Raw genomic sequence first — 18,141 nt, 5'->3', positions numbered from 1 at the left:
CCTGATGGCGAAACTATCCTCACGCATTTCTGAATTGCCTGTCGTCAAGCTCGCGTACCTCGCGAGCCAGCTGCGCTCGAAGAAGGAGCTGCTGGCGGCCGAGCCCATCGCGGTGGTGGGCATGTCCTGTCGCTTCCCCGGCGGAGGTGACCTGCCAGAGACGTTCTGGGAGCTGCTCGCCGCGGGCCGCGACGCGACCCGGGACGTGCCGGCCTCGCGCTGGGACGTCGACGCGTTCTACGACCCCACGCCCGGTGTCCCGGGGAAGATGTACACGCGCCGAGGCGCCTTCATCGACGGCGTCGACCTGTTCGACCCTGGCTTCTTCGGCATCACGCCGCGTGACGCCAAGGGCATGGACCCGCAGCAGCGCATGCTGCTGGAGGAGTGCTGGCGAGCCCTGGAGCGCGCCGGCATTCCGCCCGCTGGCCTCACCGGGAGCCGCACCGGCGTCTTCCTGGGGCTGATGCACAACGACTACAACCTGCTGGGCATCGCCGAAGATCTGGAGTTCCACTCGGCGTCGCTCAACTACCCGTCCGTCGCCGCGGGACGCATCTCTCACACGCTGGGCCTCCAGGGGCCCGCGGTCTCCGTGGACACGGCGTGCTCGTCGTCCGCCGTCGCCATCCACCTGGCCTGTCAGAGCCTCCGCAACGACGAGAGCGACCTCGCGCTCGCCGCGGGCGCGAACCTGAACCTCTCCCCCGTCACGGTGATGGTGGAGTGCCAGAACCGCATGCTGGCGGCGGACGGCCGCTGCAAGACGTTCGACGCCTCCGCGGACGGCTTCGGGCGCGGCGAGGGCTGCGGCGTCGTCGTGCTCAAGCGCCTGTCGGACGCGCTGGCCCAGGGGGATGCCATCCTCGGCGTCATCCGGGGCTCGGCGGTCACCCATGACGGCCGCAGCAGCGGGCTGATGGTGCCGAACGGGCGCTCGCAGGAGCGCGTCATCCGGGCGGCGCTGGACAGCTGTGGCGTGGAGCCGGAGCAGGTGGGCTACATCGAGGCCCACGGCACGGGGACGCTGCTCGGAGACCCCATCGAGATGGAGGCGCTGCGGTCCGTCTTCGGGCGCAAGGGCGATCGCGGTGAGCCGCTGTACGTCGGCTCGGTGAAGACGAACATCGGGCACCTGGAGGCCGCCGCCGGTATCGCGGGGCTCATCAAGGTCCTGCTCGCGCTGCAGAACGAGGCCATCCCCGCGCACCTGAACTTCGAGCGGCCCAATCCCAACATCCGCTGGGACGACCTGCCCGTCACCATCCCCACGGCCACCCAGCCCTGGCTGCGCGGTGACAAGCGCCGCATCGCCGGGGTCAGCAGCTTCGGCTTCAGCGGCACCAACGTGCACATGGTGGTGGAGGAGGCCCCCGTGCTGGCGCGCCCCCGCGTGGAGGCGGAGCGCCCGGCCCATGTCCTGACGCTGTCGGCGAAGAGTGAAGCCGCGCTCGAAGCGCTCATGGCAGCGCAGGAGCGCGCCTTGCCGGAGGACCCGGCGGTGCTGGGAGACTGGTGCTACACGGCGAACACGGGCCGCTCTCAGTTCGAGCACCGCGCCGCCGTCTCGGGCGCCACCGCCGCGGAGCTGCGCGCGAACCTGACGCGGCTGCGCGAAGAGAAGCTGCGCCCGGAACGCGAACCCCTCCGCGGAACGGAGAGCCCCCGGCCCGTCTTCCTCTTCACGGGGCAGGGCGCGCTTCGTCCTGGAGTGGGTCGGGAGCTCTTCGAGACACAGCCGGTGTTCCGCGCCGCGGTGGAGCGGTGCTCGAAGGCGCTGGAGGGCCTGCTCGATTGCAGCCTCGAAGCGCTCCTCTTCGGTGAGTCTTCCGCGACGTTCCTGGAGGACACGCGCCATGCGCAGCCCGCGCTGGTGGCCTTGGAGTATGCGCTGGCGGAGCTGTGGGGGGCCTGGGGCGTCACGCCCGCGGCGCTCATCGGGCACAGCCTGGGAGAATATGCCGCGGCTGCCGTCGCGGGGGTGTTCAGCATCGAGGAGGCGCTGCGCCTGGTCGTGACGCGCGCGCGGCTCATTGGCGAGCAGCTGGGCGCCGGGGCGATGCTGGCGGTCTCCGCTTCACTCGATACGGTGAACCGGGCCATTGCGCCGCACGCCGACACGGTTTCCCTGGCGGCGGTCAACGGCCCCGATGACGTGGTCATCTCCGGGATACCCGACGCCATCACCGAGGTGGAGCGGGCCCTGACGAGCCAGGGCGTCCAGACGAAGCGCCTGCGGATGTCCTACGCGTTCCACTCCACGCAGATGGAGCCCGTGCTGAAGCCGTTCGCGGAGGCCTTCCGAGGGCTCACGCTTTCGGCACCGCGCATCCCGCTGGTGTCCACGCTGGAGGGCCGGCGTGTCGGCGACGAAATCACCCGGCCAGACTACTGGTGCCGTCAAATCCGAGAGCCCGTCGCCTTCGCCAAGGCGCTGGAGGCGTCGCGCGCGGAGGGGCACCGGACCTATCTGGAGCTGGGGCCCGCGCCCATCCTGGCTGGCATTGGCCGCAGGACCTTCCAGTCGGAGGCGCTGTGCTGGCTTCCCAGCCTGCGTCCGTCCACTGGAGAGACGGCGCAGCTGCTCTCCAGCGTGGCGGAGCTGTACATGCGCGGCTTCGACGTGGATTGGGCCGCGTTCGATGCGCCTTTCGAGCGGCGCCCGCGCTGCTTGCCGACGCAGCCCTTCCAGCGTGAGCGCTACTGGCTGGATTCGCGAAGCCCCGAGCATCGCCGCGGCGATGCGGCGCGTGACGACGCCGCGCGAGGCGAGGCGCACGCCCTGCCGGGGACACCGCTGTCGCTCGCGGGCGCCAGGGAGTCACGGTTCGAGGCCCGGCTGAGCAGGCACGAGCCCGCCTTCATCGAGGAGCATCGTGTGCTGGGCAACCCGGTGCTGCCGGCCGCCTGCTACGTCGAGATGGCGCTCGGCGCCGCGCACCACGCGACCTCGGGCGGGAAGCCCCTGGAGCTCACGGCCATCGAGCTGGAGCGGGCGTTGGTCTTCGCGGAGGGGCAGGCACAAAACGTCCAGACGGTCCTGACGCCCGAGGAGCAGGGCTCCCGCTTCGAAATCTACGGGCAGGGGACGGGGACGGCGGACCGGAGCTGGGCCCGGCTGGCGCAAGGTCGCATCACCGAAGGCCGCGCGCACCCGGAGAACGTGGCCCTGGAGTCGGGCCTGTTGCCGGCGTTCTCGCAACAGGGCTCCGTCAGCGCGCACTACGACATGATGGCGCGCGGCGGGCTGGAGTATGGCCCCTCGTTCCGAGGCATTGATGCGCTGCGGTTCGGTGGGGAGGGGTGCCTCGCTCACGTGCGTCTGCCCGATGCGCTCGTCCTCGGCCTGGGGGACTACTGGCTGCATCCGTTGCTGCTCGACGCGTGCTTCCAGACGGCGGCGGCGGCGTTCACGGACGGCGGCGCGCAGGTGGCGGGCGACGGGCAGGGGCGCATTCCGGTCGCCATCGAGCGGCTGCGCTGGTTCAAGCGACCCGGGAGCAGCATCTGGGTGCATGCCCGAACCGGGGCGCGCACCTCGCTCGCGGATGGACTGGTGAGCGCCGACCTCCGCATCCTGGACGAAGACGGCGCCGTCGTCGCCGAGGTGGAGGGCCTGCTGCTGAAGCAGGTCGACCGCCGCGCGTTCCAGGCCGCCTTCTCGGGCGCGATGCAGGAGCTCCTCTTCGAGCTGGCGTGGCGGGAGCAGTCCATGCCCACCGCGCGTGACCAGGTGGCTTCACAAGCCGGGGCCTGGCTGTTGCTGGTGGACTCGGACCGCGTCGCGGACGAAGTCAGGGCGTTGGCGCGGCAACGTGGCTGGACCTGCGTGGTGGCCACGCCCGGTGCGTCCTACGAGCGCATCGACGCGACCCACCATCAGCTCAACCCGCATGACGCGGCCGGCTTTGACCGGCTGCTCCAGGACGTCTCCGCCACGGGCTCGGCTCCGGCGGCGGTGGCCTACCTGTGGGGGCTCGGTGATGGTTCTCCCGAAGCCCTCTCCGGCGCGGTGACGTCGAGCACCGTGGGCGCGCTTCACCTCGTGAAAGCGATGGCGCGTGCCAACTGGGCGCAGCCGCCCGCTCTGTGGATGGTGACGGAGCGCGCGGTGGCCGCCACGCCCACGGACGCGGTGGAGGGCTTTGCGCAGGCCTCGCTCTGGGGCTTTGGCCGCGCGGTGGCCATCGAGCACACGGAGCTCGCGTGCCGCATGGTGGACCTGGAGCCGGGCTCCGAGTCGCTGGAGCGGCTGTTCCACCTCATGGCGCAGCCGCCGCAGGAGAACGTCATGGCTCTGCGCGGCGGCCGGCTCCTGGGCGCGCGCCTCGTGCGCCCTGGCAAGCCACCTGAGCGCGCTGCGCCCGTGCGAATCCGCCCGGATGGCGTCTACCTCGTCACGGGAGGCCTGGGGGCGCTGGGGCTCGCGACGGCGGAGTGGCTGGTGGGCGCGGGGGCGCGGCATCTGCTGCTGGTGGGACGGAGCGAGCCCTCGGACGCGGCGAACGCTCGGCTCGCGGCGCTGACCGCGCGGGGCGTCAACGTCACCGTCGCGCGCGCCGATGTCTCACGTCAGGAGGACGTGTTGCGACTGGTGGCGGGCGCGTCCGAGCGGGGCCAACCCCTGCGAGGCATCATCCACACGGCGGGCGTGCTGGAGGACGGCGTCATCCTGCACCAGGAGGCGGAGCGCTTCTCGCGCGTGTTCGCGCCCAAGGTGCAGGGCGCGTTGAACCTGCACCGCGCCACGGCCGGGATGCCGCTGGACCTCTTCGTCATGTACTCGTCCGCGGCCTCGCTGGTGGGCGTGGCGGGACAGTCCAACTACGTGGCGGCGAACAGTGTCCTCGATGCACTGGCGCACCACCGCTGCCGCCAGGGACTGCCAGCCCTCAGCGTCAACTGGGGAAGGTGGGCGGGCGCGGGCATGGCCGCCAGGAGCGCGGACCGGCCGGAGACGTCGGATGCCACCAGCCTCTCTCCCGAATTGGCGCTGCAGGTCTTCGAACAGCTCCTGGAGCAGGGGGCCGTGCAGGTGGGCGTGGTGCCCTTCAGCGTCTCCTCGCTGGAGGCGGGGCCTTCGCCCGGCCATGGCCCCTTGTTCTCCGAGCTGATGCTCCGTGAGCAGGCCCGGTCCGCCGGGGCATCGCGGATGCATGAGCTGATGGAAGAGCTGAAGCGGGCGGACGCAGAGCGCCGGCGCGCGTTGCTGACGCGTTACGTGCAGAGCCGACTGGGGCCCTTGCTGGGCTTCGCTCCGGACCACGAGGTCCTCCAGAAGAAGATCTCCTTGAACGAGATGGGGCTCGATTCGCTGCGCGCGGTCGAGCTGAAGAACCGCATCGGCCGCGAGCTGGGGGTGGACCTGCTCATGGCGCGGTTCATCGACGGCACGACGCTCGACGGGATTGTGGATGCGCTGAGCACCCAGCTCGAGCTCAAGGAGCTGCTCGCGCGTGCGCCCGCGGCGGAAGCCACGGCCGACATCGAGGAGTTGACGGTATGAACCTGGGGGAACTGCTCGCGGAGCTGAATCGGCGGGGCCTGGAAGTCCGGGTGGAAGGCGACGCGCTGAGGCTTCGTGGCCCGAAGGGCGCCGCCAGCCCGGAGCTTCGTCAGGCACTGGCGGAGCACAAGCCCGAGCTGCTCGAGCTCCTGCGTGCCCATGACGAGGGCCAGGAGGAGGCGCCCATCGTCCCGGTTCAACGCACCGGGCCCGCGCCGCTCTCCTATGGGCAGACGCGGCTGTGGTTCCTCGACCGCCTGGAGCCCGGGAGCACCGCCTACAACCTGATGTTGGCGCTGCAGGTCGACGGTCACCTCGACGTGGCCATCGTGAAGCGCTGCTTCACCGAGGTCATCCGTCGCCACGAGGTGCTGCGCACGCGTTATGCCGAGCACGCGGGCGTCCCGGTCCAGATTGTCGACCCGGAGCCCCGGTTCGACTTCCGCGTGCTCGACGAGCGCGAGGTGCTGGCCTCCGAGCCCGCGGGCGTGGAGGCCTTCCTCCAGCGTGAGGGCAAGCGGCCCTTCGACCTGGCCACGGGCCCCGTGATGCGAGTGCTCGTGATTGAGCGGGGCGTCCAGGGGCAGTACCTCCAGCTCTGCCTGCACCACATCGCGGCGGACGTGTGGGCGCAGGCCATCCTCGTCCGCGACATCGTGACGTTGTACGGCGCCTTCGCCAGCGGCCAGCCCTCACCGTTGCCGCCCCTGACGCTCCAGTACTCCGACTTCGCCGTCTGGCAGCGGGAGTACCTCCAGGGCGAGGTTCGCCAGAAGCTGGTGGACTACTGGCGCAAGAAGCTGGAGGGGGCGCCGCCGCTGCTCGAGCTGCCCACGGACCATCCGCGCCCCAAGGTGCAGTCGAACCGGGGCGGCGAGGTCCGCTTTGAAGTGGGGCCCTCGCTCACCGCCGCCCTGAAGGCGCGGAGCCACGTGGCCCGCACCACGCCCTTCGTGGGGATGCTGAGCGCGTTCTTCGTGCTCCTGCACCGCCTCACGGGGCGCGAGGACCTCGTCCTCGGCGCGAACTCCATCAACCGGACGCGCACGGAGCTGGAGCCGCTGGTGGGCTTCTTCGTGGACAACCTGGTGATGCGGGTGGACCTCGGCGGCGGCCCGGGGTTCGCCACGGTGCTGGAGCGCGTGCGTGAGACGGTGCTCGGGGCCTTCGCGCACCAGGACCTGCCCTTTGACCTGCTCGTGGAGGAGCTGAGGCCCGCGCGCAGCCTGGGCTTCAACCCGCTGTTCCAGGTGGTGTTCGCCTGGGTCCGCGCTTCCGGTGAGGCCCAGGACGAGACGGGCATCCGGATGCGGCCGCTCGAGTTCGAGGCGGAGGCGTCGCGCTTCGACCTCAACCTCTTCGTGGATGACCACGGCGACCGGCTGTCGGCGCGGATGGTGTTCAACCGCGACCTCTTCGAGCAGGGCACCGTCCAGCACTACGTGGACTGCTTCCAGGTGCTGCTCGAAGGGCTCGTGGCCGAGCCGCAGCGGCCGGTGGGCGAGCTGCCCGTGCTCCCCGCGGACGTCCGCGAGCGCGTGCTCCGGCAGTGGAACGACACAGGGACGCCGGAGGCGGAGGGCGCGTGCCTCCACGCGCTCATCGAAGCCCAGGCGCTGCGCGCGCCGGACGCGGTGGCCGTCGTCGTGGACGACTGGGAGCTGACCTACGGCGAGCTCGACCAGCTCAGCGACCGGGTCGCCGCGGCGCTCCAGGATTTGGACGTGGGGCCGGAGGTGGTGGTCGGCGTCCACCTGGACCGCTCGCCGGAGCTCATCGTGAGCCTGCTGGGGGTGATGAAGTCAGGGGGCGCGTTCCTCGCGCTCGACGCGGACGAGCCCGCGGACCGGCTCCGTCACATCGTCGCGGATGCCCGGCCCCGGGTGGTGATTTCCTCCGCGAAGCTGTCCGAGCGCCTGTGGGGCATGGGGGGCTTCGTCACGCTCCACGTGGACGAAGACTACCGGGACATGCCCGCCGCGCCGGGTCAGCAGCTCCGCCGCGACGTGCTCCCCGACCAGCTCGCCTACATCCTCTACACGTCGGGTTCGACGGGCCGGCCCAAGGGCACGGAGGTGACGCACCGGAGCATCGTCAACTACCTGCGCTGGAGCGTGGACGCCTACCGGCTCCGCGAAGGGACGGGGAGCCCGGTGATTGGCTCCGTCAGCTTCGACGGCACGCTGACGAGCCTCTTCGCGCCGCTGCTCGCGGGCCGCGCGCTGTTCCTCGTGCCGCGCGGTCACGAAATCGACCTGCTGACGTCCCGGGACTACCCCGAGCAGGGCTTCAGCTTCATCAAGATGACGCCGTCGCACCTGCGGGCCTTCAACGGCCTGGGGCGCACGCGCGAGGTGCTCGGCCGCACCCAGGCGGTGGTGCTGGGCGGGGAAGGGCTGCACGGCGTGGACCTGGCCGCGTGGCGCGAGCAGGGCCTCCCCACGCGCGTCATCAACGAGTACGGCCCCACCGAGGCCGCGGTGGCGTGCTGCTTCGAGACGCTGCTGCCGGAGGGCGCGCCGCCGCCGGAGCGGGTGCCCATTGGCCGGCCCATTCCGCACATGCGGTTGTACATCCTGGACCGGTACCTCCAGCCGGTGCCCGTCGGCGTCCCCGGCGAGCTGTACATCGGCGGCGTCGGACTGGCCCGAGGCTACCTGCGCCGGCCGGACCTGACGGCGGAGCGCTTCGTCCCCAACCCCTTCGACAGCGGCGCCGGGGGCTCGCGGCTCTATCGCACGGGGGACCACGCCCGGTACCTCTCCGACGGACGCATCGAATACCTGGGCCGCCAGGACGACCAGCTCAAGATTCGAGGTCACCGCGTCGAGTCGGGAGAGGTGGAGGCCGCGCTGGGTCGTCATCCCGACGTCGTCCAGGCCGCGGTGCTCCTGCAGCGTCCGCCAGGCGGGGCGCCGCGCCTGGTGGCCTATGTGCAGCCCCAGTCGATGGAGAACGAGGACTTGCGGGCCGAGCTGCGCAAGTCCCTGCGTGAGGTGCTGCCCGAATACATGATGCCGGAGGTCATCGCCGTCCTCCCCGAGCTGCCGCTGACGCCCAGCGGGAAGATTGACCGCAAGGCGCTGCCGCCCGTGGTGTCGGAGGCCCCCGTGGCCAGCGCGCTGGCCCGCACGGAGGCGCGGACCGAGACGGAACGGCAGCTCCAGGCGCTGTTCGGCGAGCTGCTGGGGCTGCGCACCGTGGCGCCCACCGACAGCTTCTTCGAGCTGGGAGGCCACTCGCTCCTCGCCGTCACGCTCATCTCGCGCATCTCCGCGAAGCTGGGCATCGAGGTGCCCCTCAACGAGGTGTTCGACCGGCCCACCGTGGAGGCCCTGGCGCACTGGGTGGACGAACACGCCAGCAAGGTCACCGCGCTGATTCGCCAGCTGCCCGCCTGTGTGATGGCGCTGAAGCCCCTGGGGCACAAGCCGCCGTTGTTCCTCGCCCCGCCGTCCGCTGGCAGCCCGGCCGTCTACGTCACCCTGGCTCGCCACCTGGACGCGGAGCAGCCCGTGTTCGGCTTCCAGATGCCTGGCGTCATGGACGACCAGCTGCCACCGGAGACCATCGAGGACACGGCCGCGCTGTATGTGGCGGCCCTGCGGCAGGTCCAACCGCGTGGGCCGTACCGCATCGCGGGCTGGTCCTACGGGGGGCTCGTCGTCTGTGAGATGGCGCGGCAGCTCGAAGCGTTTGGGGAACAGGTGGCGCTGCTCGGCTTGATTGACGGCGCGGCGCTGGACCGGCTGGCCGCGCACGACGGTACCCCGCATGAGCTCCCCGCGGGCTCCCAGCTCATCAAGGTGCTGGGGGAGGCCCAGATGCCGCGGGACTACGCCAGCCTGAGATTGATAGGCGAATGGATGGGCATCAGCCTCCCCGAGGCCTGGGCAGACCTGCTTCGTCGGGATACAGATGGGCAGTATTCATACCTGTGGCGTTTCTTGCGAGACAGCACGCTGACGGCCCGGAATTTCCTGGCAACACGCCGCTCCGAGCAACTCTATACGTTCTCTTCGTACGGTGGCTCCGCCACACTCTTCAGGACGGGTCCGGTGACCATTGGCGGCGACCCGCTCGTCGACAGTGTGCGCAGGTTCGCGCTTGCGGGGACGGAAGTGATACCGGTTCCAGGCAATCACATGACGCTCATCATGGATGAGCGGAACGTGGTCGTGCTTGCAAATGAAATACAGAAATGTCTGGATAGGGTTTTGACGCTCCCGCCAATCGCAGAAGTGTCTCGGGCGGAGATGCCAGCAACGGGGCTGGCTGCGCAGCTCCCCATGGAGGTCATGTGATGCCGCACCGAGTCCTTGCAATGGATGGTACGTCTATTTCCGGTGGTGAGGGGTATGTCACCGCGGGCTTGCTCAAGTCGTTGAAGGAGACGCTGACCAGCCGCGGAGGCGGGCAGAGCCTGCTGAACGACGTGGAGCTGTTCTCCGGCACGTCCGCGGGGTCCTTCAACGCCGCGTTCTTCGCCACCTACGAGAACCCCGATGACGCCTTCCCCAAGATCCTCGATTTCTGGGGTGAGGTCGTCCAGATGAACCGCAAGGCGGTGTCGCTGGGGCGGACCGCCATGGCGCTGACGGGCAACGCCGCGCTGCTCGACTCCAGCTACATGCGCGACTTCTTCTGCAGCTACTTCGGCGCCACGCTGCGCCTGGGAGACCTGAAGCGGAAGGTGGCGCTGCCGTCCTTCCAGCTCGACGGCCACCGCAAGTCGCTGCGGACGTGGAAGGCCAAGGTCTTCCACAACACCGGTCCGGACAACGACACCGACCACAACGAGCTGGTGGTGGACGTGCTGATGCGCAGCGGTTCGCCTCCGCTCTCCTATCCCGTCTACCAGGGCATCCGGGAGCAGGGCAGCGGCTACGTTGACGGCGGCATCTTCGCCAACAACCCGTCGCTGGTGGCGCTGGCGCAGATCATCAACAACATCACCCGCAAGAGCCGCGCGGAGAAGGTGGAGACGCTGGAGACGGAGCCGCCCGACCTGACGAACATCCTGCTGATGTCGGTGGGCAACGGCTGCATGTCCTCGTACCTCACGCCGCACTTCTGTCAGGGCGTGGCCAACTGGGGCTTCTCCAAGTGGCTGCTGGACTTCCACGACCCCATGGTGCTCGTGAAGATGATGCTGGAGGCCGGCTCGGACGCGGCGGACTACCAGTGCCGCATGATTCTGCGGAAGAAGTACTTCCGGCTGAATCCGGTGGTGGACCAGACGCTCTCCGCGGCGAACCTCAAGCAGGTGGAGTCCACCGTCCAGAGCCTGCTGAGCACCCAGTCCACCGTCTCGCAGCTCAACCGTGCGCAGACGTGGATCGGGAAGTCGGGCTGGGTGTCGGACGCGGCGAAGGCGGCCTAGCGCGAGAGGTGGATTGAGATGGCCAGGATCATTCTTGTCTCCGGTACCGGCGGCTCCGGGAAGACCACGGTGGCGGCGGCGACGGCGCTCGCGGCTTCCCGCCGGGGGCTCCGGACCCTCGTGCTTTCGTTCGACCAGTCCTGCGGCCTCAGCGCCGCCATGGGCGTCGAGCGTCCGCTCTTCTCAGGGCCCCGGGGCGTGCCCGTGGGCGTCAACGACCACCTGTCCTTCCACGAGGTGGACGTTGGAGAAGAGCTCCGCCGGGGATGGAACGAGGGCCAGGGCGGACTGGCCGCGCTCGTGGATGGCGGGCTGGAGCGCGTGAACGCGGGGGAGGTGGCGATGACGGCCGAGGCGGCCCACGTCGTCATGCTCCTCCGGCTGGGCGAGTCCCTCCGCGAGCAGCAGCACGACCTCGTCATCGTGGATTGCCCGTCCACCAGCGCGGCCCTCCAGTTGCTCAACACCGTGCCGGCGATGAGCTGGTACGCGCGCAAGCAGCAGGCGCCCGCGCAGCCGGGGCGCAGGGCACGCCTGCTGGCGGCGAGCCTCCACGGCGCGGACGCGAGCCTGGAGGTTCGCGACCGGCTGAACGCCGTGGACGCGCTGCTGCACGACCCGGAGGTGACGACCCTCCGGCTGGTGACCACCGCGGACACGGTGTCCGGGCAACAGACGCAGCGGGCGTACACGTACTTCAGCCTGCTCGGCCTGGCGGTGGACTGCGTCGTCATCAACCGGCTCGCACCGGAAGCCGCCGACGCCGGCTCCGACCGGGTGAAGGCGCAGCAGGCACAACTGGAGAAGCTCCAGGGCGCCTTTTCGTCGCTGCTGATGCTGAAGGTCCCGCACCAGGCCACGGAGGTGGTGGGGGAGAAGCCGCTGGAGGTCTTCGCGGAGCAGCTCTACCAGGGAGAGGACCCCGTCCGTCTCACGGCCCCGACGCCTGCCCTGGGCATCCGCAAGGACGCGGTGGATGCGTATTCGTTGGAGGTGCGGCTCCCCTTCGTGGCGAAGAGCGATGTCGAGCTCTCCCGCCGCGGCGCGGAGTTCGTCATCCAGGTCGGGGCCGTCCGGCGCAACGTCGTGTTGCCTCGGATGAGTGCACTCCTCCCGACGTCGGGCGCCCGCATGGAGGGTGACCGGCTCATCGTGAGTTTCCAAAAAGAAAGAGGTGTTTGATGTCCACGCAAGACGATCGTTATCCGCAGGGTTCCTTTGGCGCTTCGCCGGAGTACGGCGCTCGGTTCGCCGAGCTCACCAACGCCCTGATTCCGGGCGGGCGAGGCCTGGTGCAGCAGCTCTTCCGCGCGAAGCAGGAGGCGCTCAAGGGCGTCGCGCACATCCTCGAAGCGCAGATTCATGAGCTGCAGCACATCGACGCCGCCATCGAGGACCGGGCGAAGCAGGCGCACACGGCTCCGGCGGCGGGCCAGCCGCACCGGTCCGGGGTGTCGTTTGGCGACGTGCTCCAGAAGGCGGGGGACCTGATCCTCGCGAAGCGGCCGAAGGGGGCGCCGGCTTCCGAGGCGTGCGCGCGGCCCAGTGACCGCCGTGCACCTCCGGCGAGCGTCACGAGCGAGGCTGCGACGGGCACCGCGTCCAGCCCCGCGCCGGAACCGCTGGAGAAGATTTCCATCAGCTAGTCGCAGCGAAAGGGGTGGGCAGTGTCGGATGAATCCATTCGAGTGAGGATGTCCAACGAGGAGAATGCTCTCTCGATGGAGTCGATGACGCCCTTGCAACGGGCGGCATTGGCCATCAAGACCCTCCGGGCGCGCGTGGATGGATTGGAGCGCGCGCGCTCGGAGCCCATCGCCGTCATCGGCATGGGGTGCAGGTTCCCCGGTGGCGCGAACGACCCGCGCGCCTACTGGGAGCTGCTGCGCGGCGGCGTCGACGCAGTGAGCACCGTCCCGCCGGACCGCTGGGACGTGGACGCGTACTACGCGGCGGACCCGGATGCGGGCTGGAAGATGGTGGTCCGCGAGGGAGGGTTCCTCAACCAGCCCATCGCCGGCTTCGACAGCGAGTTCTTCGGCCTGTCGCCGCGCGAGGCGAACTACGTCGACCCGCAGCAGCGCTTGATGCTGGAGGTGTCGTGGGAGGCCCTGGAGGACGCCGGCATCGCCCCGGGCTCGCTGGTGGGCAGCGACACGGGCGTCTATGTCGGCTTCCTGAGCAGTGACTACGGGCGCGTTCCCTTCAACGCGGTGCAGACGCGGGACCTGCCGTACATGGGGACCGGGAACGAGCTGAGCTTCTCCGCGGGTCGTGTGTCCTACGTGCTGGGCCTCCAGGGCCCGTCCATGGTGATCGCGACCGCGTGCTCGTCGGCGCTCGTCTCCGCCCACCTGGCCTGCCAGGCGCTGCGGCAGGGGGAGTGCTCGCTGGCGCTCGCGGGCGGAGTGAATGTGATTCTCCGGCCGGACAACAACATCGTCCTGTCGAAGATGCGGGCGCTGGCGCCGGATGGGCGCTCGAAGACGTTTGATGCGTCCGCCAATGGCTACGGACGCGGCGAGGGCTGCGGCGTCCTGGTGCTCAAGCGGCTCTCGGATGCGCAGCGGGACAAGGACCGCATCCTCGCCGTCATCCGTGGCTCCGCGGTGAATCATGACGGGCTCAGCGGCGGCCTGACGGTCCCCAACGGGCCCGCGCAGGAGAAGCTGCTGCGCAAGGCGCTGGAGTCCGCGAGCCTGGCCCCAGCGGACGTGAACTACATCGAGGCCCATGGCACGGGGACGCCGCTGGGTGACCCGATTGAGCTGCGGGCGCTGGACGCGGTGCTCCGGCACGGGCGCGGCGCGGACGCACCGTTGCTCGTCGGCTCCGCGAAGACGAACCTCGGGCACCTGGAGTCCGCCGCCGGCGCCGCGGGGATGATCAAGGTCGTGCTGTCGCTGGGGCAGGACGAGATTCCCCCGCACCTGCACTTCCGCACGCCCAACCCGGCCGTGGACTGGCAGCAGTTGCAGATCGCCATCCCCACGCAGGTGACGCCGTGGCCCAAGGGCGACAAGCCCCGCGTGGCCGGGGTCAGCGGCTTCGGGCTCAGCGGCGTCAACGCGCATGTCCTCATCGAAGAAGCTCCGCAAGCGCCCGCGCGGACGCCGGAGGCGACGCCGCGGCCGATGCACGTCCTGACGCTGTCCGCGCGCAACCCCCAGGCGCTGAACGAGCTGGCGCGGCGCCATGCGCAGGCGCTCGGCGGCCCGGGGCTCGCGTCACAGTCACTGGAGGACATCTGCTTCACCGCGAACACGGGGCGGGACGCGTTCCGGCACCGGCTCGCGGTGCTGGGGAGCTCACAGGAGGCCATGCAGGCGCAGTTGACGTCCTTCCTGGCCGGGCAGGCGTCATCGTCGGTGCTGCGCGGGAAGGCGGATGGGGAGCCTCGGCTGGCCTTCCTGTTCACCGGGCAGGGCGCGCAGTGGCTGGGCATGGGAGAGGAGCTCTTCCGCACCGAGCCCACCTTCCGCGAGGCGCTCCTGCGCTGTGACACCGTGCTGAAGCCGTTGATGGGGCAGTCGCTCATCGACCTGCTGCATCCCTCCGAGCGCGACGCGCAGGCGCGAGCCCGGCTGGACGAGACGGGCTTCACCCAGCCCGCGCTGTTCGCGCTGGAGTACGCCCTGGCGCAGGTGTGGATGCAGTGGGGCCTTCGCCCGGACTTCGTGATGGGGCACTCCGTGGGTGAGTTCGTGGCGGCCTGCGTGGCCGGCGTCTTCACCCTGGAAGAAGGACTGGAACTCATCGCCACGCGCGCCCGGCTGATGCAGTCCCTGCCCGCGGGCGGGGCGATGGCCGCCGTGTCCGCGGAGGCCGCGGAGGTGGAGGCGCTGCTCTCCCGGTATGACGGGCAGGTGTCCATCGCGGCGCTCAACGGTCCTCGCAACGTGGTGATTTCGGGGCGCGAGGCCGCCGTCAACGACTGCGTGGCCGAGCTGACGCGGAAGGGCAAGCGCGGCACGATGCTGCGCGTCTCGCACGCGTTCCACTCCGCGTTGATGGACCCCATCCTCGACGCGTTCTCCGTGGCGGTGGCGAAGGTGAAGCTCCAGCCTCCCGTCATCCCGCTGATTTCGAACCTGAGCGGGCGCGAGGCGGGGAAGGAACTCCTGACGCCCCGGTACTGGGTGCGGCATCTTCGTGAGCCGGTGATGTTCGCCCGGGGCATGCAGACGCTGGAGCAGGCTGGCGTGAAGGCCTTCCTGGAGGTCGGCCCGAAGCCCACCCTGGTGACCATGGGCCAGTCCTGCATCACGAAGGAGGACACGCTCTGGGTGGGCAGCCTGCGGCCGGAGCGCTCGGACTGGCAGCAGATGTTGGAGGGGCTCGCGGCCCTTTACGTCGCGGGCGTGCCGGTGGACTGGCGGGGGGTGGACCAGGGCCGCGAGCGCCACAAGGTCGCGCTGCCCGTCTATCCCTTCCAGCGGCGCAATCACTGGATGGACCTCAACGGGTCCACCTGGGACATCGCGGGCGGGAGCGCCGCGCCGGAGGCGGGGGCCACTCCAGGGCATCCTCTCCTGGGCCATCCGCATGCGTCGCCTTCACAGGTGCGGCAGTTCGAGTCGTCCGTGGGGGCCGCGAAGCCCGCCTTCCTCAAGGACCATGGCGTCTACGGACAGATTCTGATGCCGGGCGCGGCCTACGTGGAGATGGGGCTCGCCGCGGGAGCTTCGCTCTTCGGTTCGGCGGGCGGGACGGTGGATGAAATCACCTTCTCGCAGGCCCTCTTCCTTCCGGAGGAAGGGGCGCGCCGCGTGCACCTGCTCTACTCGCCGGAAGGCGAGCGCGCCGGGCGCTTCGAAATCCACAGCCAGGAGGAGCGCACGGGAGAGGGTGAGCCCGCGTGGATCCTCCATGCGCACGGAAGGCTCTCCGCGACGACGGCCGCCCAAGTGGAGCGCGTGGACGTGGAGCGTCTACGTGCCTCACTGACTCGCGAGGTGCCGGTGGAGGGCTACTACGCGAAGCTGGGGCAGGCGGGGCTCGCGTATGGCCCCAGCTTCCGAGGCATCCAGGCGCTCTGGCGGGGTGACAACGCGGTGCTGGGGCGCCTGGCCCTGTCAGGCAGCGCGGCGGCGGACGCGGGGCAGTACCAGCTTCAGCCCGCGCTCCTGGATGCGTGCTTTCAGATGGTGGGCGCGGTGCTCGACGAGGAGGGGGATGCCGCCTACCTCCCCGTGGGTGTCGGCAAGGTGCAGGTGCAGCGCGGCGGGCTGGGCGAGGTGTGGGCCCATGCGACGCTGGCGCGGAGCGATGACCCGAAGGGCCCTGGCTACGTGTGCGACCTCCAGTTGCTCACGGCGGATGGGGAGCGCGTGGCCACGGTGGAGAAGCTGCTGCTCCGGCGCATCACCCGGGAGGGGCTCCTGGGCGCGAAGAGCAAGCGCTACCAGAGCTGGCTGTACGAGCTGGAGTGGCAGCCTCGCCCGCTGGAGGCTCCAGCGGCGGAGGCGGCGCACGCTGCTGGGACACAGTGCCTCATCCTCGCTGACGCGGCGGGGCTGGGCGCGCGCCTGGCCGAGCGTCTGACGAAGCAGGGCTGGCAAGTGGTGACGGTGGCTGCCGGAGCGCGAGCCACGGTCGATGGTCGCGATTCGGCGCTCGCGCTCCTGGGCCCGTTGCGCCCGGAGGCGCTGCAAGGGCCGCTGCATGTGCTCGACTTGTGGAGCCTCGACGGTGGTGGAGACGACGTCCCCGCGCAGGCCCTTGGACACGGTGCGCGTGTGCTCGCGCTCGCCCAGGCGCTCGTCGAGGCCAAGGGAAAGAGCACCTCGCTCTGGCTGGTGACCCGCGGTGCGCAGGCGACCTCCGAGAAGGAGCGCATCACTGACCTTGCGAGTTCGGTCCTCTGGGGCCTGGGCAAGTCCATCACCCGCGAGCATCCGGACCTCCATTGCCGGCGCGTGGACCTGGACGCCAGCGCGTCCGAACACGAAGTCGCCCAGCTTCAGGCCGAGCTGCTCGGTGCGAGCGCAGAGGACGAGCTCGCGTTTCGCGGAGCGACGCGCCGAGTGCCTCGGCTGGTGCGCAGCCGGAAGCTCCGTGGGGCGAACGGCGACGCCGCGCTGAAGCCGGACGCGAGCTATCTCGTCACGGGCGGCCTTGGCGGGCTGGGGCTCATCGTCGCGGAGCGGCTGGCGGAGCGTGGCGCCCGTCACCTGGTCCTGATGGGCCGGCGTGAGCCGGGGCCCGAGGCGCGAACTCGACTGGCGGCGCTGGAGCAACGCGGCGTCACCATCCACTGCGTGCAGGGCGACGTGGCCGTGGCCGCCGACGTGGAGCGCGTCCTCACCGGGCTCTCAGGGAGTGTGCCGCCCCTGCGTGGTGTCATCCACTCCGCGGGTGTCATCGATGATGGCCTCTTCGTGCAGATGACGCCGGCGCGGCTGGCCAAGGCCTTCGCGCCCAAGGTCTCCGGTGGGTGGAACCTCCACCGCGCGTTGCGAGGCACGGCGTTGGACTTCTTCGTCGTGTTCTCCTCGGCGGCGTCGCTCATCGGCTCGGCGGGACAGGCCAACTACGTGGCCGCGAATGCGTTCCTGGATGCGCTGGCCCGCTCCCGCCAGGCCGAGGGGCTGCCCGCCCTGAGCCTCAACTGGGGCGCGTGGGCCGAGGTGGGCGCGGCGGCGGAGGAGCAGATTCGCCGCCGCATGGAGCAGCTCGGCTTCGGCGTGATTCCTCCGGAAGACGGGCTCCAGGTGTTCGAGCAGTCCCTGGGGCTGAGCGGTCAGCTCGGTGTCCTGCCCGTGGACTGGGCGGTGCTCGGGCGGCGCGGACGTGCGCCGCTGTTCGAGGCCTTCATCGAGAAGGCCAGCCCCGCGGCGACCGAGGGGATTCGCCAGCGCCTGGAGCGGCTCGAGCTCAAGGAGCGGCGCGGCGCCTTGCGTGCGCACGTGGGTGAGCTGGTCAACGGCGTGCTGGGGCGTCCCACGACGGAGCCGCTGGACCCGAACCAGGGCTTCTTCGAGTTCGGCATGGACTCGCTGATGTCCGTGGAGCTGCGCAACGTCCTGCAGCGGAGCCTGGGCACCTCGCTGCCCGCGACGGTGGCCTTCGACAACCCCACCGTCAACGGGCTGGTGGACTACCTGGCGGCCGAGGTCCTGGGCCTGAAGGAAGAAGCGGCCGCGCCCGTGGAGGAGGCCCCCGAGGACGCGGAGCTGGAGGCCCTCCTGGCGGACGTGGACAGCCTGGACGATGACGCCGTCCAGGCCATGCTGCGTCGGGGCCGCTGAGC

Annotated in this window: 6 protein-coding genes; all 6 read left to right on the top strand. The window is 70.3% G+C overall.

The window, feature by feature from the left end; all coding sequences use genetic code 11:
• The first annotated feature begins 4 nt into the window (after positions 1 to 4).
• Positions 5 to 5,506 carry a type I polyketide synthase gene (locus HV824_RS00805; RefSeq protein ID WP_176422436.1) on the top strand — a complete coding sequence of 1,834 codons (5,502 nt, stop codon included), beginning with the start codon at positions 5 to 7 and terminating at the stop codon, positions 5,504 to 5,506.
• On the top strand, positions 5,503 to 9,810 hold the full coding sequence (locus tag HV824_RS00800) for a non-ribosomal peptide synthetase (protein ID WP_176422435.1): 4,308 nt from the start codon (positions 5,503 to 5,505) through the stop codon (positions 9,808 to 9,810). The genes HV824_RS00805 and HV824_RS00800 overlap by 4 nt, the downstream gene beginning before the upstream one ends.
• Positions 9,810 to 10,889, top strand: coding sequence for a patatin-like phospholipase family protein (locus HV824_RS00795; protein WP_176415089.1), 1,080 nt, complete (start codon positions 9,810 to 9,812; stop codon positions 10,887 to 10,889). The genes HV824_RS00800 and HV824_RS00795 overlap by 1 nt, the downstream gene beginning before the upstream one ends.
• 18 nt (positions 10,890 to 10,907) lie before the next feature.
• Positions 10,908 to 12,071, top strand: coding sequence for an ArsA family ATPase (locus HV824_RS00790; protein ID WP_176422434.1), 1,164 nt, complete (start codon positions 10,908 to 10,910; stop codon positions 12,069 to 12,071).
• A complete protein-coding gene (locus HV824_RS00785) occupies positions 12,071 to 12,535 on the top strand; it encodes a hypothetical protein (protein WP_255207640.1) in 465 nt (154 codons plus the stop codon). The genes HV824_RS00790 and HV824_RS00785 overlap by 1 nt, the downstream gene beginning before the upstream one ends.
• Positions 12,536 to 12,610: 75 nt before the next feature.
• Positions 12,611 to 18,139, top strand: a complete 5,529-nt coding sequence (locus tag HV824_RS00780; RefSeq protein ID WP_255207639.1) for a type I polyketide synthase — start codon at positions 12,611 to 12,613, stop codon at positions 18,137 to 18,139.
• The last annotated feature ends 2 nt before the right edge of the window (positions 18,140 to 18,141 follow it).

The sequence above is a fragment of the Myxococcus sp. AM009 genome (assembly GCF_013372605.1).
Classification (GTDB): Bacteria; Myxococcota; Myxococcia; order Myxococcales; family Myxococcaceae; genus Myxococcus; species Myxococcus vastator.
Note: the sequence above shows the minus strand (reverse complement) of the source record. Positions and strands in the feature narration are given on the sequence as shown.